Below are 22596 nucleotides of genomic sequence, written 5' to 3'. Positions count from 1 at the left end.
CCGGCACCTTAATAAATTACTTTTAAGCTTTTGGAAGCTTACCTGCAAGTACTGCTTCGTCGAGTAAAGTTACTACTTTATCAAACACTTGCATTGCATTGAGCTCGCTTGTATCGAGCTCAATGGCGTCTTCTGCAGGAACAAGCGGCGCAACTTCACGCGTCATATCACGGTGATCGCGAGCTTTTATGTCCTCAAGTAGACCACTTAGTGTAACATCAAGACCGCGTTCGTTCAACTCAGCAAAGCGACGACGAGCGCGCTCTTCAGCTGATGCGGTTAAATAAATCTTCAATGGTGCATCTGGGAACACAACTGTGCCCATGTCACGACCATCGGCAATTAAGCCGCTCTCAGTACGAAACGCACGTTGACGACGTAATAATGCTTCTCTCACCCGTGGTAATGCAGCAATTTTTGATGCCGCAGCACCCACTTCTTCGTTACGAATTGTGGTTGTGACGTCTTCGCCTTCCAAGACAATTTTAGAAGTATGCGTTTGGCTATCGACCAAAAACTGTACATCTAAGTTTGCAGCTAGCGGAACTAGCGCATCTTCATTATCTAGTTCAATTTGATGATGAAGCGCTGCAAGTGACAGCACACGGTAAATCGCTCCACTGTCTAATACATCCCAACCTAATTTCTCGGCTAACAAGCGACAAACAGTTCCTTTACCTGAACCACTTGGGCCATCGATGGTGATTACGGGCATTGATAACGCCTGCATTTATAACCTCCTGCAATGCACACCAAAATAAAACCGCGATATTATACGCCAGTTCTAGAAATAGATCCGCATTTAGAATGTAACTTTTTATATTTTCTTCTGTTTTATTGACTTGAGACAGACTCTAGTACTTTGAAAAACGTTGGAAAAGTTTTGTATGTACACTTAGGATCGTTAATGGTTATCGGCTTTCCGCCAACGGCAACCATTGCAAAACACATGGCAATACGGTGATCGTTATAGGTATCAATCGCTACATCGTTAAAAGTGTCTGGTGGTGTAATTTCGATGAAATCTTCACCTTCAACCACTTCTGCGCCAACTTTACGAAGCTCTGTCGCCATGGCATATAAGCGATCTGTTTCTTTGACACGCCAGTTATAGATATTACGAATTGCTGTTTTACCTTTTGCAAAAAGCGCAACAGTAGCTAGTGTCATTGCCGCATCAGGGATTGCATTGGCATCAATATCAACCGCGTTTAGCTCGCCTTTACGAACCACCAGCTTTTCATCGTACCAATCAATTTTAGCGCCTACTTGCTCCATAACTTTGGCAAAACCAATATCACCTTGAACAGATGCTGCACCTACCCCGTTAATTTCAATTTCGCCACCAGCTATTGCAGCCGCCGCAACAAAATAAGAGGCGCTTGATGCATCACCTTCAACCATAATGCGCTCAAGTGCTTGATACTGCTGACAGCCTTTAACGTAAAATGTTTCGTAATTGTCATGGCTTACAGTAACGCCAAAGCGCCTCATTACATCTAGTGTAATATCAATGTATGGCTTTGATACTAGCGTGCCTTTAATGGTGATTTCTGTATCGCCATTAAATAATGGCGCTGCCATTAGTAACGCTGTTAAGAACTGGCTAGAAATGCTGCCATCAATTGCAACTTTACCACCGTTGATTTTGCCGCCTTTTATGGCCAGTGGTGGATAATCTTTATGCTTAAGGTATTCAACATCACCACCCAATGCTTGCAATGCATCTACCAAATGACCGATTGGGCGCTCTTCCATACGAGGCTCACCCACCAGCTGGTACTCGCCTTCGACAGCAGCTAAAACCGCTGTCAAAGGACGATAAGCAGTACCGGCATTACCTAAAAATAAAGGCTCACTTGGGGTTTTAAATTTACCTGCAACCCCCTCTACGGTAGCCACTGTTTTATCTTCATTAAGCGATACATTTACACCTAGAAGATTTAACGCACCTAGCATGTGACGAATGTCATCACTATCTAGTAGGTTTTCAACAACCGTTGTGCCCTCAGCAAGAGCAGCTAGTAACAAAATACGGTTTGATAAACTTTTTGAGCCTGGCAGTGTCACACTACCATTTACCTTTGCAATCGGTTCAAGACGAAGCTGTTCCATAATTAGCTGTTCTCCTTGGCGAATTTTTCCATAAAATTAACCAAGGCTTGAACACCTTCAAGTGGCATCGCATTATAAATGCTTGCGCGCATACCACCGACAATACGGTGACCTTCAAGGGCTAATAAGCCTGCTTCTTTTGATTCACTAATGAATTTATCATTCAGTGATTCGTCGTTTAGCCAAAACGGTACGTTCATACGCGAACGGCAATGTTTAGCAACTTTGTTGCTGTAAAAATCTGAGCTATCAATGTAGTTGTAAAGAAGTTCTGCTTTTGCGATGTTTTGTTCTTCCATCGCTTTAACGCCGCCGTTTGCTTCAAGCCATTCAAATACTTCAGCTGCTAAGTACCACGCAAATGTCGGTGGCGTGTTATACATGCTGCCTTGTTTTGCTTCTAATGCGTAATCAAGAATACCTGGCTTGGCAAGACCTTCACGCTCAAGAAGTGTTTTGCGAATAATAACAATCGATAAACCAGACGGGCCGATATTCTTTTGTGCGCCAGCGTAAATAAGATCAAACTGATTTACGTCAAACTCGCGCGATAAAATAGTCGATGACATATCAGCCACAATCGGTGCTGATGGGTGTGATGGTACGTCAAAAATTTCGATACCATCAACGGTTTCATTCGGACAATAGTGAATGTATGACGCATCAGCTGGTAATTCCCAGCTGCTTGCTGGTTTTATAGAGAACTGGCCATTTTGCTGCTCATCATCACGTACATTGATGCTTTCAACTGCAGTGAATTTTGCCGCTTCTGAAGTAGCCCCTTTAGACCACACACCGTTTTCACAGTACACAGCTGGCTTATCATCAAGGTGAAGGTTCAGTGGTACAGCACTGAATTGACCACGGCCACCGCCGTGCATAAATAACACTTCAAACTCATCGCTAATATTCATTAAACGACGCAGGCTTGCTTCACATTTAGTGGTAAGCGCTAAAAAGTCGCTGCTGCGATGGCTAATTTCCATCACAGAGACACCTAAACCTTGCCAATCTATAAATTCTTTTTGTGCTTTTTGCATAACTGCCGGCGGTAGCATTGCCGGTCCTGCACAAAAATTATACTTAGTCATTACTTTGCCTCATTCCAGTAATTATAGTGCGGATAAAAAAAGCGGCCGAAGCCGCTTTTTAAATCAATGTTATTCTGAAGGTGGGTTATCACCCGTTTCTTCAGTATTGGTATCGACTACTTCAACGGCCTCGCCTTCGATGGCTTCAAGCTCATCAACTTCGATTTCTTCGATACGTTGTAAACCAACTACTTGCTCTTCGTCAATAGTTCGTATCAAAATAACGCCTTGAGTATTACGACCAACCGTAGAAACCTCATTTACACGAGTACGTACTAAGGTACCGCGATTCGAGATAATCATGATTTCGTCGTTATCGTCAACTTGTACTGCACCAACCACAGCGCCATTACGCTCGCTTACTTTGATTGATACAACACCTTGTGTTGCACGGCTCTTCGATGGGTAATCTTCAAGTGCAGTACGCTTACCATAACCGTTTTCTGTCACAGTTAGGATTGCGCCATCTGACTTAGGTACGATTAACGACACAACGCGTTGGTCGTCAGCCATCTTAATACCACGAACACCTGTTGCTGTACGACCCATTGGACGTACACCTTTGAAGCGGATTTCTGGGTTACCGTTTTCGTCTAGAACTGGGTTACCGTTTTCATCAACAACTGCTGACTCTTCTGCTTCTTTAAAGCGAACAACTTTACCTGCATCAGTGAATAGCATGATTTCATTCGTGCCATCAGTGATATCAACACCAATTAGGCTATCGCCTTCATTTAGGTTAACAGCGATGATACCGCTCGCACGTTGACGGCTGTATGCTGTAAGTGGTGTTTTCTTGACTGTACCAAACGCAGTTGCCATGAAGATGTATTTATCTTCTTCGTACTCACGTACTGGTAAGATAGCAGTAATACGTTCATCAGCTTCAAGTGGTAATAAGTTAACAATTGGCTTACCACGCGCTGCACGGCTTGCTAATGGTAACTGATATACTTTCAACCAGTATAAGCGACCTGCTGTTGAGAAACATAAGATTGTATCGTGGGTATTTGCAACTAATAGACGTTCGATGAAGTCTTCATCTTTCATCTTCGTTGCTGACTTACCTTTACCACCACGACGCTGTGCTTCGTAATCCGATAATGGTTGATACTTAACGTAACCTTCGTGAGAAAGCGTTACAACAACGTCTTCTTCATTAATTAGGTCTTCAAGGCTAATATCGTGAGCTGCTGCACTGATTTCAGTACGACGTTCGTCACCATATTGCTCTTTAATTTCTACTAGCTCGTCGCGGATAACTTCCATTAAACGCTCTGGGCTTGAAAGAATGTGTAAAAGCTCAGCAATTAGATCAAGAAGTGTTTGATACTCGTCTAAGATCTTCTCATGCTCAAGACCTGTTAGTTTGTGTAAACGTAAGTCTAGAATTGCTTGTGCTTGTTGCTCAGATAAATAGTACTGACCGTCACGGATACCTAGATCAGCCGCTAACCAATCAGGACGTGCTACGTTATCTTCACCTGCTTTTTCAAGCATTGCTTTAACAGTGCCTAATTCCCAAGAACGTGCTGTTAGTGCCGCTTTTGCTTCAGCTGGTGTTGGTGACTTACGAATAAGCTCGATAATTGGGTCGATATTCGCAAGTGCAATCGCTAAGCCTTCAAGCGTGTGAGCACGGTCACGGGCTTTACGTAAATCGAATACAGTACGACGTGTAACAACTTCACGACGGTGTACGATAAACGCTTCAAGCATTTCTTTTAAGTTGAAACACTTAGGTTGGTTGTTATCAAGTGCAACCATGTTCATACCAAACACAGTTTGTAACTGAGTTTGTGCATATAGGTTGTTTAAGATTACTTCACCAACATCACCACGTTTGATTTCGATAACGATACGCATACCGTCTTTATCAGATTCGTCACGTAGTGCACTAATACCTTCAATCTTCTTATCTTTAACAAGCTCTGCGATCTTTTCGATTAGGCGTGCTTTGTTAACTTGATAAGGGATTTCGTGAACGATGATTGTTTCACGACCGGTTTTTTCGTCAACTTCGATTTCAGCGCGAGCACGGATATATACTTTACCACGACCGGTTAAGTACGCTTGCTCAATGCCTTTTTTACCATTGATAATCGCCGCAGTCGGGAAATCTGGACCTGGGATATATTCAATAAGGTCAGCAATTGACATATCAGGGTTTTGAATAAGCGCTAAACAACCATTGATAACTTCTGTTAAGTTATGAGGTGGAATGTTCGTCGCCATACCAACCGCGATACCCGAAGAACCATTTACTAATAAGTTAGGTACTTTTGTAGGTAATACGTCAGGAATTTGCTCAGTACCGTCGTAGTTAGGTACGTAATCAACCGTTTCTTTTTCTAAATCAGCTAATAATTCATGTGACATTTTCGCCATACGGACTTCCGTATAACGCATTGCTGCCGCAGAGTCACCGTCAACAGAACCAAAGTTACCTTGGCCGTCAACAAGCATGTAGCGTAATGAGAAAGGCTGCGCCATACGAACGATGGTGTCATATACCGCGCTGTCGCCATGTGGGTGGTACTTACCGATTACATCACCAACAACACGTGCTGATTTCTTGTAAGGTTTATTCCAATCATTATTGAGTTCGTTCATTGCAAATAGAACGCGGCGGTGAACTGGCTTTAAGCCGTCACGTACGTCTGGCAATGCACGTCCTACGATTACACTCATCGCGTAATCAAGGTAGGAGTTTTTTAATTCATCTTCAATATTGACTGGCAGAATTTCATTGGCGAGATCAGTCATTTGATTTCACATTCCTTCAGTATTGACTCATTAAGAGGCAAACCGCCGTCTTAAGAGCTTTAGTTATTATTTCCAGACCATGCTATCACAATTTATTTAGATTTACAGGCGCTAAATCTTTGCGATTTATTAATTTCCCCCTATATAATGGCCTCAGATTAACGAGGAAGTTTTTTATGACCGAGCATCAAAATGTAGATAATGCAGAAATTGCAAAGTTTGAAGCCATCGCAGAACGTTGGTGGGACCGCGACGGAGAGTTCAAACCCCTTCATGAAATAAATCCTCTACGTTTGGATTTTGTCGCTGATAAAGTAGGCGGCTTATTTGATAAGGAAACCTTAGATGTTGGCTGTGGTGGCGGCATCTTAAGTGAAAGTATGGCACGTATGGGCGCTAAAGTAACCGGTATCGATATGGGCCAAGAGCCACTTACCGTTGCTAAGTTACATAGTTTAGAAACAGGCGTACCTGTTGATTATATAAAAGTACCTGCAGAGCAATTCGCTGCTGAGCACCCTGCTCGCTTTGATGTAGTGACTTGTATGGAAATGCTTGAGCATGTTCCAGACCCTGCTTCTATTATTCGTGCTGTAGCAGAACTTGCTAAACCGGGCGCTGATGTGTTCTTTTCAACATTAAATAAAACACCAAAAGCCTACTTGTTTGCTATTGTCGGTGCTGAAAAGCTTTTAAAGATGGTGCCTGAAGGTACGCATGACCATAAAAAGTTTATCAAACCTGCGCAGCTTATTGCATGGGCAGAAGAAGCAGGATTAAAAGTACGCGCCAGTACCGGCCTTCACTATAACCCGTTTTCTAAGCAGTACAGCTTAAATGATGATGTAAGTGTTAATTACATCCTGCACTTTGAGAAACTAGCCTAATGAGTGGTGTGCAAACACCCTCTATCGATTTTGATGCGTTTATCTTTGATTTAGATGGCACACTACTCGATACCGCGGATGACTTAGGTGGTGCATTAAACCGCGTGTTAGCAGACTCCAATGTGGCGCCTGTTGCTGAGCATGTTTATCGCCCTGTTGCGTCTAACGGTGCAAATGCATTATTAGAAGTAGGGTTTGGGGATAAATGGCCCGAACTTGAACAACTCGCCTTGCGCCAGCAGCTTCTTGACTATTACGCCGAAGATATTGCTGTGCACAGTAAATGCTTCAACGGCATCGAACAGCTTTTAATTGCACTTGAGCAAAACAATATTAAGTGGGGCATTATGACTAATAAGCCCGGCTTTTTAACTGAGCCCTTAGTGCAAGCTATTCCCTCTTTGCGTGATGCAAAGGCAGTTGTGAGTGGCGATACATTAGCTGTGTCAAAACCATCACCGGATCCACTATTACACACTGCTGAGATCTTAGATGTTGATCCAAGCCGTTGTTTATATATCGGTGATGCTGAACGTGATATTCAAGCAGCAAAAGCAGCCAACATGTATAGCGCAACAGCGTTATGGGGTTATATACCCAGTGTAGACGCTGCACTTGGCTGGCAAGCGGATTTCAATTGGCAAACGCCGATTGATGGTTTCAACCATATATAGTGTTATTTGATAACTGAAACACCATATATTGTGATTTGATTTACTTTTGAGCATTCATTGATGATAAAAAAATCAGTCAAAATTTATTTTTCAAAACGGTAAATTTTCTGGATCTTTTGTTGATTTCTACAAATTTCGTCGTCTATGAATGTTCAAAGGTTAATGGTTACTAACACAATGCGCTTATCCAATAGTTATCCACAAATTGGGGCAATTCTATCCCTTGCAAAACAACTCAGACCACACTATCTTGTGATCTGCAATTTAAACAACACCAGATATTGTGGCTAAATGTTATTCAATTAGTTTATCTTGGTGTTGAATAATAATAATTACATTAAAGAATACCTTTGTCTTACAACTAAAATTTCCCAAGGAATACAGGCAAAACTATGAACCAACAGCTATCTGTAAGCAAACGTGACGGCCGTAAAGAGTCACTTGATCTAGATAAGATCCATCGCGTGATCGCTTGGGCCGCAGAAGGTCTAGAGAATGTGTCTGTCTCACAAGTTGAATTAAAATCACACATTCAATTTTATGACGGCATTCGTACCGATGACATTCATGAAACAATCATCAAAGCTGCAGCTGATCAGATCTCTAAAGATACGCCTGATTACCAATACCTCGCTGCTCGCTTAGCTGTATTCCATTTACGTAAAAAAGCATATGGTCAATTTGAGCCGCCGCGCTTATACGATCACATCACGAAATTAGTTGAAGACAAGCGTTATGATCAACACCTACTTGTTGATTATACCGAGCAAGAAATTGACGAGTTAGATGCTTACATTGATCACAACCGTGACTTAAACTTCAGCTACGCTGCTGTAAAGCAACTTGAAGGTAAGTATTTAGTTCAAAACCGTGTTACTGGTGAAATCTACGAAAGTGCACAGTTTTTATATATCTTAGTTGCTGCAAGCTTATTCTCTGATTATCCAAAAGAGACACGCCTTGATTACATCAAGCGTTTTTATGATGCAGTATCTACATTCAAAATTTCATTACCGACACCTATCATGGCTGGTGTTCGTACCCCTACACGCCAGTTCAGCTCATGTGTACTTATTGAATGTGGTGATAGCCTAGATTCTATTAATGCAACATCGTCTGCGATTGTTAAATATGTTTCGCAACGTGCAGGTATTGGTATTAATGCCGGTCGCATCCGTGCCCTTGGTAGCCCTATTCGTAACGGCGAAGCGTACCACACAGGTTGTATTCCGTTTTATAAGCACTTCCAAACAGCAGTTAAGAGCTGTTCACAAGGTGGTGTTCGTGGCGGCGCAGCAACACTGTTCTACCCACTTTGGCACTTAGAAGTTGAAAACCTACTTGTTCTTAAGAACAACCGTGGTGTTGATGATAACCGTGTACGTCACCTTGACTACGGTGTGCAATTCAATAAATTAATGTATAGCCGTTTAATCAAAGACGATTACATCACATTATTTAGCCCTTCAGATGTACCAGGTCTATACGATGCGTTCTTTGAAGATCAAGCAAAGTTTGATGAGCTATACATCAAATACGAGCAAGACGAGTCAATTCGTAAAAAACGTATTAAGGCGATTGAGTTATTCTCAATGTTTGCACAAGAGCGTGCGAGCACAGGTCGTATCTACTTGCAAAACGTTGACCACTGTAATACGCACAGCCCCTTCATCTCGACTGTGGCACCAATTCGTCAATCTAACTTATGTTTAGAAATTGCATTACCAACTAAGCCACTTAGCAATGTAATGGATGAAGAAGGTGAAATTGCACTTTGTACGCTGTCGGCGTTTAACTTAGGTGCAATTGAATCACTTGATGAATTAGAAGAGCTTGCTGAACTTGCAGTACGTGCCCTTGATAACTTACTTGATTTCCAAGACTACCCTGTTCCTGCGGCTAAAAACGCGACTATGGGTCGTCGTACGCTAGGTATTGGTGTTATTAACTACGCGTACTACTTAGCGAAAAATGGTAAGCGTTACTCAGATGGCAGCGCAAATGCCCTAACTCACAAGACATTTGAAGCAATTCAATATTACCTAATGAAAGCATCAAATGAGTTAGCGAAAGAACGTGGTGCGTGTCCTAAATTTAACGAGACAACGTATTCTCAAGGCATTATGCCAACAGATACTTACAAACGTGACCTAGATCAGTTCTGTGATGAGCCTCTTCACTTAGATTGGGATTCATTACGCGAGAGCATTAAAGAGCACGGTATGCGTAACTCAACGCTATCTGCCCTTATGCCTTCAGAGACATCATCGCAAATCTCTAACGCGACAAATGGTATCGAGCCACCACGTGGTCATATCAGCGTTAAAGCAAGTAAAGATGGTATCTTAAAGCAAGTAGTGCCAGATTATGAAAATCTGAAAGATAACTACGAGCTACTGTGGGATATTCCTTCAAACGATGGTTACCTACAGCTGGTTGGTATTATGCAAAAATTCGTTGACCAAACGATCTCTGCAAACACTAACTATGATCCATCTAAGTACGAAGGCGGTAAAGTACCTATGAAGGTGCTATTAAAAGACCTACTGACTGCGTATAAACTTGGTGTTAAAACCCTGTACTATCACAACACACGTGATGGTGCATCAGACTCTCAAGATGAGTTAACACCAGAGGTAGAAGATGACGGTTGTGCAGGCGGCGCTTGTAAAATCTAATTAAATTAATAACATAACAAAAGCGGGCTCATTAGCCCGCTTTGTCCTGACTGTTTTTTGAGAAATCACTATGTCATATACAACTTTTAGCCGAAATCATAATAACCAATTACAAGAACCGATGTTTTTCGGCCAAACGGTAAACGTGTCACGTTACGACCAACAAAAGTACCCTATCTTCGAAAAGCTAATCGAAAAGCAACTTTCGTTCTTTTGGCGTCCTGAAGAAGTTGATGTAAGTAAAGACCGTCTTGACTTCCAAGCGTTACCAGAACACGAAAAGCACATATTTTTAAGTAACTTAAAATATCAAACGCTTCTTGATAGTGTACAAGGCCGTTCACCTAACGTTGCGTTATTACCTATTGTGTCTATTCCTGAGTTAGAAACTTGGATTGAAACATGGGCGTTCAGTGAAACCATTCACAGCCGTTCATACACGCACATTATTCGTAACGTTACGCAATCTCCTGAACTTATCTTTGACGATATCGTAAGCAACGAGAAGATCAGTGAGCGTGCTGATGCGGTAACTAAGTACTACGATGATTTAATTAACATGATTTCTGTTTACAACCTATATGGTGAAGGTAAACATGTGATCAACGGTGAAGAAGTTAAAGTCAGCTTGTTTGACCTTAAAAAGCAACTTTACCTAGCAATGATGTCGGTTAACATCTTAGAAGCGATTCGTTTCTATGTAAGCTTTGCTTGTTCATTTGCTTTCGCTGAGCGTGAATTAATGGAAGGTAACGCAAAAATCATCAAGCTAATCGCCCGTGATGAAGCGCTACACTTATCTGGCACACAGCACATCTTGAACATTATGCAAGAAGGTAAAGACGACCCAGAAATGGCAATCGTTGCAGCACAATGTCGTGAAGAAGCAATTCAGATGTTTGTTGAAGCAGCAGAACAAGAAAAAGATTGGGCAGAATACCTGTTCAAGGATGGTTCTATGATTGGTCTTAACAAAGATATCTTATGCCAATACGTTGAATACATCACTAATGCACGTATGACTGCGGTAGGCCTACCTACACAGTTTGAAAGTAAGAGTAACCCTATTCCGTGGATCAACTCTTGGTTAGTATCAGACAACGTTCAAGTTGCCCCACAAGAAGCTGAAATCAGCTCTTACCTTGTTGGTCAAATTGACTCTCAAGTTGATGCATCTGACTTTGGTGACTTCGACCTGTAATGAGCTCAAACACCACTGCAGAGGTTATCCTTGCAGGAACAGACAGCCAGAATCTTGAATTTGATTCTGGCTGTTCATCTCTCCTTGAATGCCTAGAACAACACAAAATAGATGTCCCCTACCAATGCCGTGAAGGTTATTGTGGCGCATGCCGTGCAAAATTAGTCGAAGGTGATGTGAGCTACAATCAAGAGCCGCTTGCTTTTGTTAGAACTGGTGAAGTATTGCTGTGTTGTAGTAAACCCAATGGCAAGGTAAAAATTGAGCTTTAATGCCAAATAAGCTTACTCGTTTGGTAGAAATTTTCTTTATCTGACACACTCACCATTTGCTGATCAATCGTAACATCCCACTGCAGATTTTTAGTTAGATGACTCGCTAATTCCTCAATGAAGCTGTCATCAAACGCAATTAAATGGCCATTATTGATCAGATCCAACTGGTGCTCATTTTCTTTAAGCCAGTCGTTGTTTAAGGTTGTCACGACCCACAGTTCATCAACCCGCTTCGCGATTTTATTAAGCTGCACAATATCCGGTTGGTCAACAGCAAGCCATGTTTGATAGTGGTCATCAAGCGCTTTTATTGACACATCTGGTTCAGCATGACTGAACCTTGCATTCAATATGGCTGTTTCTTTGTGTGAAAATAAGCAATAACTTAAAAGCTTGAGTACAAAGTGTTGATAGCTTTCACGACGGTCACAAGCAGTGGTAAACACCTCTTTGTGATTACGATGCTCTCTTAAATCAGCAATAGTAAAATTTGCTTTGAATACCCTATTTTTATCAGACATAAGATTCAGCCATCTCAGTGTAACAGTCTAAGTATAGTGTATGGTGATAAAATCGCGACTTCAGGTAAAGTTATAGTATAACGTTATTGCGATTAATATTTTCAGCGTTATAATATAACGCAACACTCAACAACAAACTTAGAAGTAGTAATGATGAAACAAGTTTCAATTCTTTCTAGTGCTGTTGCCGCTGCGCTGTTTTCTCAATCAACAATGGCTGCTGTGATCACAGGTCAAGTATTAGATAAAAACCAACAACCTATCAGCAATGCTGAAATACATGTACACGGCAAATCACAAAGCGTTGTGACTGACAAACAAGGTCAGTTTAAAATTGATGTAGACAATAAAGGTCAGCTTCACATCAGTAAAAACAATTTCATCGATAAGCGTATTGCTATTAATGGCGAAGACCAAAATGTTGTGGTTACGCTTACACCAACCTCAGTTGAAACGGTTGTTGTTTATGCATCAGCGCTTCATAAAAATAGTCTTGAAATGATTTCGCCTGTGAATGTTTTAGCCGGTGATGAGTTAAAAGACAAAGCAAAACCGACATTAGGCGAAACACTAAAAGGTTTACCGGGCGTTAATGCTAGCTACTTTGGCCCAGTTTCATCAAGCCCAATTATTCGTGGTTTAGATGGTCCGCGTGTGAAGATCACCCAAAATGGCCTTGATAGCAGTGATGCATCTCGTATAGGCCCTGACCACGCAACATCAAATGACAGCCTAGCAGCAGAGCAAATCGAAGTACTTCGCGGCCCTGCTACTCTACTTTATGGCTCTGGCGCTATCGGTGGTGTGGTGAACGTTGTTGATAACCGTATTCCTACCGATAACATCGAGTCTTTAACCGGTGCTGCTCAATATACACACGATACAGTATCTAATACCAACACCTATGCTGCAAAACTTGAAACCGGTAACGATGGTTTCAACTTCCATTTTGACGGTACTAAGCGCAAAGGTCACGATTACGACACACCGAACTTTGAGCTTCCTGAGGAACATGAAGAGCACGAGGAGCATGAAGGTGAAGAGCATGAAGAACACGATACAGCTAACAGCGTAGAAAACACCTTTATCGATAGCCAAACAGTTAACTTTGGTACTAGTTACGTGGGCGATCACCTAACGCTAGGTGTGTCATTCGGCCGCATCGAAACAGATTACGGTATTCCTGCTCATGAGCATCATCATCATGAAGAAGAGGAAGATCATGACGAACATGAAGGTGAAGAAGAGCACGAAGAATCAGTATTTGCACAGCTAGAGCAAGACCGCTGGCAAGGCTACATGAGCTATGCACTTCATGATAACTGGATTGAAAATATCTCACTACGCGTTGGCTACACAGACTACAAACACGCTGAAATCGAAGATGGTGCAGTGGGCACCGTGTTTACAAACAAAACAACCGAAGCACGTGCAACCGTTGAGCACAAGTTAGGCCTTTGGCACGGTATGGCTGGTTATCACTACACTGAGTCTGACTATGATGCAGATGGTGAAGAAGCCTTTACGCCAGCAAGTGTCACTAAAACAAACGCGTTATTCGTTCTTGAAGAGCGCCAGTTTGGTGATGTGACCATTGAGCTAGGTGCACGCCTTGAAGATTATCAAATCGATTCTGCTGTAAGCATGGCTGAGCATCATCATGATCACGATCACGATCATGAAGAGGAAGAAGAGCACCATGACGAAGAAGAAGCTGAAATAATTAACTACAGTGAAGATTTCACAAATCTAGGCTTATCTGCAGGTGCAATTTGGCAATATCAAGAAGGCCAAAGTGTTGCTCTGAGTGTATCACGTTCAGAACGTGCGCCGCTAAGTGCTGAATTACTTTCAAACGGTATTCATATCGCAACAGGTACTTATGAGCTAGGCCTTGGTTATCATATTGAAGATGGCGAAATTCATTTTGAGCCAGAAGATATCAAGCAAGAAACTGCAACTAACTTTGATTTAAGTTTCCGTCGTTTTATTGGTGACTTTGGTTACACAGTTAACTTCTTCTATAACGACATTGAAAACTACTACTACCAGCAAAATACCGGTTTAGTTTTTGATGAAGAGCATGGCTTAGAATCAGCAGCTGATGCAGATGAAGATGCAATGGCGGTTTACCAATTCACAAGTAAAGATGCGAAATTATACGGTATTGAATTTGACGTACATTATCAAGTGACGCCAAGTGCGTTAGTTAAAGTGTTTGGTGATTCAACAACGGCTAAGCTAAAAGATGATGAAGGTTACTTACCTCGTATTCCGGCTAATAAACTGGGTTCTGAATTACAGTACACAGTGTCTGATTGGAAGTTTAGCCTAACCGGTACTCATTATTTTGAGCAGTCTGACATTACTGCTTACGAGACAAAAACTGACGGCTATACCCTATTTGATGCATCAGCTAACTACCAACTTGACTTAGGTCCTGTTGATACACAGCTTTACATCAATGTTGACAACTTAACCGATGAACTTGGTTTCGTACACAGCTCATTCATTAAAGAAAAAGCACCACTACCTGGTCGTAACTTCAGCTTGGGTATTCGCGGTTATTTCTAATCGCTTTTAATAGTTATAAAAAAACCCTCTCACTTTTAAAGTGAAAGGGTTTTTTATTAAGCATAGAAACTTAACAAAATTAGCTATTAGCCCTTTTGTTCAATCTTCGCCCATGAATCACGAAGACCCACAGTTTGATTGAATACTAAGGTTTCTGCTTTGCTATCACGACAGAAGTAACCTGTACGCTCAAACTGGAAGCCCTGCTCTGCTTGTGCATTTGCAAGTGACGGCTCAACTTTCGCATTTTCAAGAACCACAAGTGATTCAGGGTTTAGTGTTGCGTTAAAGTCTTCTGCTGCCGCTGGGTTAGGCACGTTAAATAAACGGTCGTATAAACGAACTTCAGCTGTGATAGATTCACTCGCTGATACCCAGTGAATTACACCTTTAACCTTACGGCCATCGCTTGGGTTTTTACCCAGAGTTTCAGGATCGTAAGAACAGTAGATAGTTGTAATTTCGCCGTTTTCGTCTTTTTCAACGCGCTCAGCTTTAATTACATACGCACCACGTAAACGTACTTCTTTATCAAGAACTAAACGCTTAAACTTGTTGTTTGCTTCTTCACGGAAGTCTTCACGCTCGATATAAAGTTCACGAGTGAAAGGTACGTCACGGCGACCCATCTCTTCTTTATTCGGGTGATTAGCTACAGACAATGTTTCTACTTTATCTGCGTCATAGTTTTCGATAACAATCTTCACCGGATCAAGAACAGCCATTGCACGAGGTGCATGTTCATTTAGGTCTTCACGGATACAAGCTTCTAGCATGCCCATTTCAACCATGTTTTCTTGTTTAGTGATACCGATACGAGAACAGAACTCACGCACTGATGCAGGTGTATAACCACGACGACGTAGACCAGCAATCGTTGGCATACGTGGGTCGTCCCAGCCTTCAACATGACCATTTACTACTAAGTCGTTTAATTTACGCTTAGACATAATGGTGTACTCAAGATTTAATCGTGAGAACTCGATTTGTTGCGGATGACACTCAAGGCTGATGTTATCTAATACCCAATCGTATAAACGACGGTTATCTTGGAACTCAAGCGTACATAATGAATGTGTAATACCTTCTAGCGCATCTGAAATACAGTGCGTGAAGTCGTACATTGGGTAAATGCACCACTTGTCACCTGTTTGGTGGTGATGAGCAAAACGTACACGGTATAAAATTGGATCACGCAATACCATGAATGAGCTTGCCATATCGATTTTAGCACGCAGTACACATTCACCTTCTTTGAATTCGCCATTACGCATTTTTTCGAATAACGCTAGGTTTTCTTCAACTGGTGTATCACGGTATGGGCTGTTTTTACCTGGCTCTTTTAAAGTACCACGGTATTCACGGGCTTGATCTGGCGATAAGAAACACACATATGCTAGGCCTTTTTCGATAAGCTCAACAGCATAGCCGTATAACGCATCGAAATAGTTAGATGAATACTTAATTTCACCATCCCACTGAAAACCTAACCACTGCACATCTTCTTTAATCGAGTTTACGTAGTTGATGTCTTCTTTTTCTGGATTCGTATCATCAAAACGTAAGTTACAAAGACCTTGATAATCTTGGGCGATACCAAAATTTAAACAAATAGACTTTGCATGACCAATGTGTAAAAAACCGTTTGGTTCTGGTGGAAAACGCGTGTGTGTAGTCGCATGCTTACCGCTTGCTAGATCTTCGTCGATACGCGTTCTAATAAAGTTACTTGGGCGATTCTCAATTTCCGCCATAGGAGCATAATCCTCTGAATATTGCATGGTGACAAAACTAATGCATTATTACAAAAACAAACCCTAACATACAGTGGTTGCATCATGTTTATTGAAGATATTACGTCGATTGTTGAATACATAGTTCACAGACTCGACAAAATCGGTAAAAAAATTGTTCTAACGCAATAAAATGATCATTGACTAGCGATATAGTGCCGTCAGTTTCACTACCAATAAGGAAAAAAGATGGCTTCGCTCAATCAACATCGAGTCTATATTCCAAGCTCAGCACGTGCAAACCAGTATGTGTTAGTTGAATTTAAACCTACTGATGAGTTTTTTGCCCAGTTCACCAATGTGAGCTGTGCTTATAAGCGTCTTGCAAGGGAGTTATTTGCACTATGTGATGAGTATGAATTACATAATGTACACCTAATCGCCAACGATAAATTACCCGTGGTTCGTTACCATGATGAGGCATATAGCTTAGAAACCGCTAAGCAGATTTTGTTTTTCTATAACCCACAATACCATGAAGCACATAATGTATTTGCTGATGGTGAGCAAAAATGCAAAAAAATTCGTTTATTATTCTTAGCGACTGGTAAAGATATTCGCGCTCATGCGGCTAGTTTTCATCATAATGTGCAAAGAGTGATCAACTCATTACAAGAAAAGCTACTAAGCGGCCAACCACCTCTTAAAATTCGTGACCACCAACATCTAACTTATGATTTATTTGCTAAAGCAAAAGGTCACAAAGAAAGCTATGGCTATAAATTACGTAGCTTATACCCACGTTACCAGTCTCGCCAATGTCATGTGCCAAATGAACACAGTGAGATGACATACGCTGGGTTTTCGCTTCCAGTAACTCGCGCCATTAAAACGCAATTTCAGCATATGTTGAATGAAGAGAATTATACGCAGTTTTATCAATACATCTTTGATGCATTCAAACGAGCATGTGATAAACGCGGATTAACACTCGGCGCTTTCATCGCTAACGGTACCCGCCCTATTGTTCGTAATAGCAATATTGATAACGCACAAAGTAACAGCGAACTGCAAAAGCTGACCTTTGATTGCAGCTCTGAGCAGGTGCAATTACAACAGTATTGGGATGCAGCTCAACTTGTAGATTCACTACATTTTGTGATTGCCGCAGCCGATAAAGACAAGCATGACATTGGTTATGGTAAGTTTATGAATCAAGTGCAAAGTGCGATAAATGAAGTTACTGACGAGCTGGCATTTAATCCAACTCGCCAAGATTTACGTGTGCGTTTTTATCAGCACATTAACTATCAATATTAAGAGTATACCCAAGCCCCTCAATATGCTGAAACTCGCACCTTGGGGTGGTTTGGGTATATAAGAGGTGACACATGCGTCACCTCTTATTACCTAGCTTAGTTAAATCTAGACGCAATACTTTAGAGCGGCGTTCATGGTTATAAAGCGCTTTTTTCTTCGCAGGTAGCTCATCAACTGTCACTATTTCAAAACTTTGCTCTAAAAACCAGTGAATGCTGCGTGTAGTGAGAGCAAATAAATGCGAATAACCTGCACGTTTAGCCTTATTAATAATAAACCTCAGTAGATAACTGCCGCGGTCGGCATCTCGGTACTGAGGGTGGACAGCCAAACTTGCAAACTCCCCTACTTGTTCATCAGCAAACGGATACAAAGCCGCACAGGCTATGATAAGTCCATCACGCTCAATAACCGTAAATTGTTCAATTTCAATTTCTAGCTGTTCACGAGAACGACGAACCAAATAGCCTTGCTGTTCAAGGGGTCTAATAAGGTTAATGATACCGGTAATATCAGCAATACTGGCACTTCGTAATTGCTCAGAGCTTTGTGGTGCGATTTGTGTACCAATACCATCTAAAGAGAATAACTCTTGAAGTAATGCGCCATCCTCTTTATAGCTAACAAGGTGGCAACGATGCACGCCACCTCGACAAGCATCAATTGCAGCTTGTAAAAATACAGTAGCACTTAAACATGAATCTGGTTGCTTGCGATAGCTTGCTAATAGCTGCTCAGCTTCATTTGGCATTAGCTCTGCAATTGCTTCACCATTTTCATCCAAAATACCGGCTTCTTTACAAAAGCCAAGCATTTTATCGGCGCGTAGTTTGAGAGCTACTTGCGTAGCAATTTCTTCAGCAGTTAAATTAAAGCTTTCACCTGTAACAGACGCCGCTATTGGCCCAAGCAGCACAATTCCGTTGTTATCTAACTGGTGGCGAATACCCGCAACATCGATACGTCTCACTCTACCTGAATGATGATAGTCAACACCTTCATCAACACCTAAAGGCTGAGCAATAACAAAATTACCACTCACCACATTTAAAAATGAGCCAGACATAGGTGTACTACTTAAAGACGTAGATAAACGCGCGGTTATATCAAACTGCATTGCACCCGCAACTTTTTTAATTACATCAAATGTTGCGTTATCAGTTACACGTATCTCATTATGAAACTGACTAGTTATGCCAACTTGTTCAAGCGCGGCGTTAAACTGTGGGCGAGCACCAAACACTAAAACAATCTTAATACCAAGACTAGTTAATAACGCGACATCGTTGATGATGCTGCGACAACCAGACTGATCGATCGCCTCTCCGCCAAGCATAACAACGAATGTTTTACCGCGGTGAGCATTAACGTATGGAGTTGACTGGCGAAATCCATCTACCAATTCTGTGGTACGCACGTAATATTTACCTTATTAAAGTCGAATGTTTTAATAAAAACAGATATACAAGCAACAAGTGTAGAGAATTTATATTCACAAATAAAGCATTATTATTCTTAATTTGCAGGTGGAATTTTCGTGCATGTTATAAGATAGTGGCAGATACAAAAAAGGCCCGCATAAGCGAGCCTTTTTTAAGAGATTAGAACTGATTACCAGCCTGTTTTCTCTTTAAGTGCATTACCGATATCAGCTAATGAACGTACAGTTTTTACGCCAGCAGCTTCTAATGCAGCAAATTTCTCATCAGCAGTACCTTTACCGCCTGCGATGATTGCACCAGCGTGACCCATACGCTTACCTGCAGGTGCAGTAACACCAGCAATGTAAGAAACAACAGGTTTAGTCACGTTGTGCTTGATGTATTCTGCAGCTTCTTCTTCTGCAGTACCACCGATTTCACCGATCATAACGATAGCTTCAGTTTGCTCGTCTTTTTCGAACATTTCTAAAACGTCGATGAAGTTAGTGCCAGGGATTGGGTCACCACCGATACCAACACATGTTGATTGGCCGAAACCAGCGTCAGTAGTTTGCTTAACCGCTTCGTAAGTAAGAGTACCAGAACGCGATACGATACCTACTTTACCAGGCTTGTGGATGTGACCAGGCATGATACCGATCTTAGTTTCACCCGGAGTGATAACACCTGGGCAGTTAGGACCGATCATACGAACACCAGTTTCATCAAGCTTAACTTTAACGTCAACCATGTCTAGTGTTGGGATACCTTCAGTGATACAAACGATTAGCTCGATGCCAGCATCGATAGCTTCTAAGATTGCATCTTTACAGAAAGGTGCTGGTACATAGATAACTGATGCAGTTGCGCCAGTTGCTTCAACAGCGTCACGTACTGTGTTGAATACTGGAAGACCAAGGTGCGTTTGACCGCCTTTACCTGGGCTTACACCACCAACCATTTGCGTACCGTACTCAAGCGCTTGCTCAGAGTGGAAAGTACCTTGGCCACCTGTGAAACCTTGACAGATAACTTTTGTATCTTTATTGATTAATACAGACATTATTTGCCCTCCGCAGCAGCAACAACTTTTTCAGCTGCGTCTGTTAGTGATTCAGCAGCGATGATGTTAAGGTCAGAACTAGCTAGTACTTCACGACCAAGTTCCGCGTTAGTACCTTCTAAACGTACTACTACAGGAACATTTACACCTACTTCTTTAACTGCACCGATGATACCTTCTGCGATCATGTCACAACGAACGATACCACCAAAGATGTTAACTAAAACAGCTTTAACGTTGTCGTCAGATAAGATGATCTTGAATGCTTCAGATACACGCTCTTTAGTTGCGCCGCCACCAACATCTAGGAAGTTAGCTGGCTTGCCACCGTGTAGGTTTACGATGTCCATAGTACCCATCGCTAGGCCTGCACCGTTAACCATACAACCAACGTTACCGTCTAGTGCAACGTAGTTAAGCTCGAAGCTTGCAGCGTGAGCTTCACGCGCGTCTTCTTGTGAAGGATCGTGCATTTCACGGATTTTAGGTTGACGGTAAAGCGCGTTACCATCTACACCGATTTTACCGTCTAGACAGTGAAGGTTACCTTCGTCTGTGATTACTAGCGGGTTGATTTCTAATAATGCGAAATCGAAATCGTTGAACATGTTTGCAAGACCCATGAAGATCTTAACGAACTGTTTCATTTGAGTAGGGTTTAAACCTAGTTTGAAACCTAATTCACGAGCTTGGTAAGCTTGAGGACCAACTAGTGGATCGATCTCAGCTTTGTGAATTAATTCTGGAGTTTCTTCTGCAACTTGCTCGATTTCAACACCACCTTCAGTAGATGCCATGAAAACAACTTTACGAGAAGCACGATCTACTACAGCGCCAAGGTATAATTCGTTAGCGATGTCAGTGCAGCTTTCAACAAGGATTTTAGCTACTGGCTGACCATTTTCGTCTGTTTGGTAAGTAACTAAGTTTTTACCTAACCAGTTCGCAGCGAACTCTTTAACTTCGTCGATTGTTTTAACTAGCTTAACACCGCCAGCTTTACCACGGCCACCTGCGTGAACCTGTGTTTTAACAACCCACATATCACCGCCGATTTTCTCAGCAGCTGCTGCAGCTTCTTCAGGTGTATCGCAAGCGAAACCTTGAGAAACTGGTAAACCATATTCGGCAAAAAGTTGTTTTGCCTGATACTCATGCAAATTCATGATGCTTTATCCAATTTTTTATACTAAAAGAGCTGAATATTTATGCAAAATAAACAGCTATCCCAAATTGCGCACTTAGTATAAATCCCAAGGCTCCACATGAAAACCCCAGTTAGACCAAAGGCGCAAAAAAAAAGCTGTGAACGAGGTTCACAGCTTAGTTTTCATACAACCAGATTAAACATCTAGTAGTAAACGAGTCGGATCTTCAAGTAACTCTTTAATTGTTACTAAGAAACCTACTGATTCTTTACCATCGATTTGGCGGTGATCATAAGATAACGCTAAGTACATCATTGGTAAGATTTCAACTTTACCATTTACAGCCATAGGACGCTCTTGGATTTTGTGCATACCTAAAATTGAAGACTGTGGTAAGTTGATGATTGGTGTAGATAGTAATGAACCGAATACACCACCGTTAGTGATAGTGAAGTTACCACCTGTCATGTCATCAATTGATAATTTACCGTCACGACCTTTAAGCGCTAGCTCACGGATACCTTTTTCGATTTCAGCAACTGATAGCTTGTCACAGTCTTTAAGTACTGGTGTAACAAGACCACGTGGTGTAGAAACCGCGATGCTGATGTCGAAGTAGTTGTGATAAACAATGTCATCACCGTCGATAGACGCATTTACTTCAGGGAAACGCTTAAGTGCTTCAGTTACTGCTTTCACGTAGAAAGACATGAAACCTAAACGGATACCGTGACGCTTTTCGAAAACTTCTTGGTACTGCTTACGAAGATCCATGATTGGCTTCATGTTAACTTCGTTGAAAGTCGTTAACATTGCAGTTGAGTTTTTCGCTTCAAGAAGACGATTAGCGATTGTTTTACGTAAACGAGTCATAGGAACACGTTTTTGCGTACGGTCACCCATAGGTGCTGCTGGCGCTGCTGCTTCTGCTTTAGGCGCTGCTGCCGGTGCTTTTAAGAATGTATCAACATCTTCTTTAGTTACACGGCCATTTTTGCCAGTACCTTTGATTTTTGATGCATCAAGACCTTTCTCAGCGATTAAACGACGAACTGACGGTGTTAATACGTCAGAGCTGTCATTTGATTCGCTTGCTGGTGCTGCTTCAGCTTTAGGAGCTGCTGCTGCC

17 protein-coding genes are annotated in these 22596 nt (G+C 41.7%); 7 read left to right on the top strand and 10 right to left on the bottom strand.

Annotation, left to right across the window (positions count from 1 at the left end; translation table 11 throughout):
* Positions 1-22: 22 nt before the first annotated feature.
* From cmk to gyrA, 4 genes are all read right to left on the bottom strand, one after another.
* Positions 23-730, bottom strand: coding sequence for a (d)CMP kinase (gene cmk / locus CWC02_RS16725; RefSeq protein ID WP_058585079.1), 708 nt, complete (start codon positions 728-730; stop codon positions 23-25).
* Between the two features lie 104 nt (positions 731-834).
* Positions 835-2115 (bottom strand): 3-phosphoshikimate 1-carboxyvinyltransferase, encoded by a 1281-nt coding sequence (aroA, locus tag CWC02_RS16720; protein ID WP_138619458.1) that lies wholly within the window; start codon positions 2113-2115, stop codon positions 835-837.
* Between the two features lie 2 nt (positions 2116-2117).
* A complete protein-coding gene (gene serC / locus CWC02_RS16715; RefSeq protein WP_054551353.1) occupies positions 2118-3206 on the bottom strand; it encodes a 3-phosphoserine/phosphohydroxythreonine transaminase in 1089 nt (362 codons plus the stop codon).
* A 69-nt stretch (positions 3207-3275) separates the two neighbouring features.
* On the bottom strand, positions 3276-5972 hold the full coding sequence (gyrA, locus tag CWC02_RS16710) for a DNA topoisomerase (ATP-hydrolyzing) subunit A (protein WP_138600685.1): 2697 nt from the start codon (positions 5970-5972) through the stop codon (positions 3276-3278).
* Positions 5973-6148: 176 nt separating this feature from the next.
* On the opposite strand from gyrA, the gene ubiG reads away from it, so the two are divergent.
* The 5 genes from ubiG to yfaE all read left to right on the top strand — a co-directional run bounded on the left by ubiG (position 6149) and on the right by yfaE (position 11684).
* Entirely contained in the window at positions 6149-6859 is a 711-nt protein-coding gene (gene ubiG / locus CWC02_RS16705) for a bifunctional 2-polyprenyl-6-hydroxyphenol methylase/3-demethylubiquinol 3-O-methyltransferase UbiG (RefSeq protein WP_058585083.1), read from the top strand.
* Positions 6859-7533, top strand: a complete 675-nt coding sequence (locus tag CWC02_RS16700) for an HAD family hydrolase (protein WP_138619456.1) — start codon at positions 6859-6861, stop codon at positions 7531-7533. Before ubiG ends, CWC02_RS16700 begins: the two co-directional genes overlap by 1 nt.
* Before the next feature lie 392 nt (positions 7534-7925).
* A complete protein-coding gene (gene nrdA / locus CWC02_RS16695) occupies positions 7926-10211 on the top strand; it encodes a class 1a ribonucleoside-diphosphate reductase subunit alpha (RefSeq protein WP_054551357.1) in 2286 nt (761 codons plus the stop codon).
* 70 nt (positions 10212-10281) lie between these two features.
* Complete coding sequence (gene nrdB / locus CWC02_RS16690; protein ID WP_138619454.1) at positions 10282-11412, top strand: class Ia ribonucleoside-diphosphate reductase subunit beta; 1131 nt, start codon at positions 10282-10284, stop codon at positions 11410-11412.
* Positions 11412-11684, top strand: coding sequence for a class I ribonucleotide reductase maintenance protein YfaE (yfaE, locus tag CWC02_RS16685; protein ID WP_054551359.1), 273 nt, complete (start codon positions 11412-11414; stop codon positions 11682-11684). The genes nrdB and yfaE overlap by 1 nt, the downstream gene beginning before the upstream one ends.
* Here yfaE and CWC02_RS16680 read toward each other — a convergent pair.
* The gene (locus tag CWC02_RS16680; RefSeq protein WP_138619451.1) at positions 11681-12208 is read right to left on the bottom strand and encodes a YaeQ family protein; all 528 of its coding nucleotides are present in this window, start codon (positions 12206-12208) and stop codon (positions 11681-11683) included. The two genes, yfaE and CWC02_RS16680, sit on opposite strands and share 4 nt — an antisense overlap.
* 153 nt (positions 12209-12361) lie before the next feature.
* Between CWC02_RS16680 and CWC02_RS16675 the strand changes: the two genes are divergently transcribed.
* Positions 12362-14782 (top strand): TonB-dependent receptor, encoded by a 2421-nt coding sequence (locus CWC02_RS16675; RefSeq protein ID WP_138619494.1) that lies wholly within the window; start codon positions 12362-12364, stop codon positions 14780-14782.
* An 86-nt stretch (positions 14783-14868) separates the two neighbouring features.
* Here CWC02_RS16675 and glnS read toward each other — a convergent pair whose 3' ends face one another.
* Positions 14869-16536: a glutamine--tRNA ligase gene (gene glnS / locus CWC02_RS16670; RefSeq protein ID WP_138619449.1), complete on the bottom strand. Its 1668-nt coding sequence runs from the start codon at positions 16534-16536 to the stop codon at positions 14869-14871.
* 228 nt (positions 16537-16764) lie between these two features.
* Between glnS and CWC02_RS16665 the strand changes: the two genes are divergently transcribed.
* The gene (locus CWC02_RS16665; RefSeq protein WP_138619447.1) at positions 16765-17835 is read left to right on the top strand and encodes a DUF3083 family protein; all 1071 of its coding nucleotides are present in this window, start codon (positions 16765-16767) and stop codon (positions 17833-17835) included.
* 76 nt (positions 17836-17911) lie between these two features.
* On the opposite strand, the gene argA is transcribed toward CWC02_RS16665, so the two are convergent.
* The 4 genes from argA to odhB form a co-directional block, all read right to left on the bottom strand.
* Positions 17912-19252: an amino-acid N-acetyltransferase gene (gene argA / locus CWC02_RS16660; RefSeq protein ID WP_138619444.1), complete on the bottom strand. Its 1341-nt coding sequence runs from the start codon at positions 19250-19252 to the stop codon at positions 17912-17914.
* A gap of 194 nt (positions 19253-19446) precedes the next feature.
* Positions 19447-20319, bottom strand: a complete 873-nt coding sequence (gene sucD / locus CWC02_RS16655) for a succinate--CoA ligase subunit alpha (RefSeq protein ID WP_054551365.1) — start codon at positions 20317-20319, stop codon at positions 19447-19449.
* Positions 20319-21485 carry an ADP-forming succinate--CoA ligase subunit beta gene (gene sucC, locus CWC02_RS16650; protein WP_054551366.1) on the bottom strand — a complete coding sequence of 389 codons (1167 nt, stop codon included), beginning with the start codon at positions 21483-21485 and terminating at the stop codon, positions 20319-20321. The genes sucD and sucC overlap by 1 nt, the downstream gene beginning before the upstream one ends.
* 177 nt (positions 21486-21662) lie before the next feature.
* Positions 21663-22596: 2-oxoglutarate dehydrogenase complex dihydrolipoyllysine-residue succinyltransferase (gene odhB, locus CWC02_RS16645; RefSeq protein WP_138619442.1), on the bottom strand; the 934-nt coding region annotated here is incomplete at its 5' end.

This window comes from Pseudoalteromonas sp. S2721 (assembly GCF_005887425.1).
Lineage (GTDB): Bacteria > Pseudomonadota > Gammaproteobacteria > Enterobacterales > Alteromonadaceae > Pseudoalteromonas > Pseudoalteromonas simplex.
The sequence above is the reverse complement of the archived record's forward strand: the minus strand, read 5'-3'. Positions and strand labels throughout refer to the sequence as shown.

Bases quoted from the DNA above. Each gene is read 5' to 3' on its own strand.
- gyrA (WP_138600685.1), bottom strand. From the start codon at position 5,972: ATGACTGATCTCGCCAATGAAATTCTGCCAGTCAATATTGAAGATGAA.
- sucC (WP_054551366.1), bottom strand. From the start codon at position 21,485: ATGAATTTGCATGAGTATCAGGCAAAACAACTTTTTGCCGAATATGGT.
- cmk (WP_058585079.1), bottom strand. From the start codon at position 730: ATGCAGGCGTTATCAATGCCCGTAATCACCATCGATGGCCCAAGTGGT.
- CWC02_RS16700 (WP_138619456.1), top strand. From the start codon at position 6,859: ATGAGTGGTGTGCAAACACCCTCTATCGATTTTGATGCGTTTATCTTT.
- CWC02_RS16675 (WP_138619494.1), top strand. From the start codon at position 12,362: ATGAAACAAGTTTCAATTCTTTCTAGTGCTGTTGCCGCTGCGCTGTTT.
- CWC02_RS16665 (WP_138619447.1), top strand. From the start codon at position 16,765: ATGGCTTCGCTCAATCAACATCGAGTCTATATTCCAAGCTCAGCACGT.
- yfaE (WP_054551359.1), top strand. From the start codon at position 11,412: ATGAGCTCAAACACCACTGCAGAGGTTATCCTTGCAGGAACAGACAGC.
- CWC02_RS16680 (WP_138619451.1), bottom strand. From the start codon at position 12,208: ATGTCTGATAAAAATAGGGTATTCAAAGCAAATTTTACTATTGCTGAT.
- serC (WP_054551353.1), bottom strand. From the start codon at position 3,206: ATGACTAAGTATAATTTTTGTGCAGGACCGGCAATGCTACCGCCGGCA.
- nrdA (WP_054551357.1), top strand. From the start codon at position 7,926: ATGAACCAACAGCTATCTGTAAGCAAACGTGACGGCCGTAAAGAGTCA.
- nrdB (WP_138619454.1), top strand. From the start codon at position 10,282: ATGTCATATACAACTTTTAGCCGAAATCATAATAACCAATTACAAGAA.
- sucD (WP_054551365.1), bottom strand. From the start codon at position 20,319: ATGTCTGTATTAATCAATAAAGATACAAAAGTTATCTGTCAAGGTTTC.
- glnS (WP_138619449.1), bottom strand. From the start codon at position 16,536: ATGGCGGAAATTGAGAATCGCCCAAGTAACTTTATTAGAACGCGTATC.
- ubiG (WP_058585083.1), top strand. From the start codon at position 6,149: ATGACCGAGCATCAAAATGTAGATAATGCAGAAATTGCAAAGTTTGAA.
- aroA (WP_138619458.1), bottom strand. From the start codon at position 2,115: ATGGAACAGCTTCGTCTTGAACCGATTGCAAAGGTAAATGGTAGTGTG.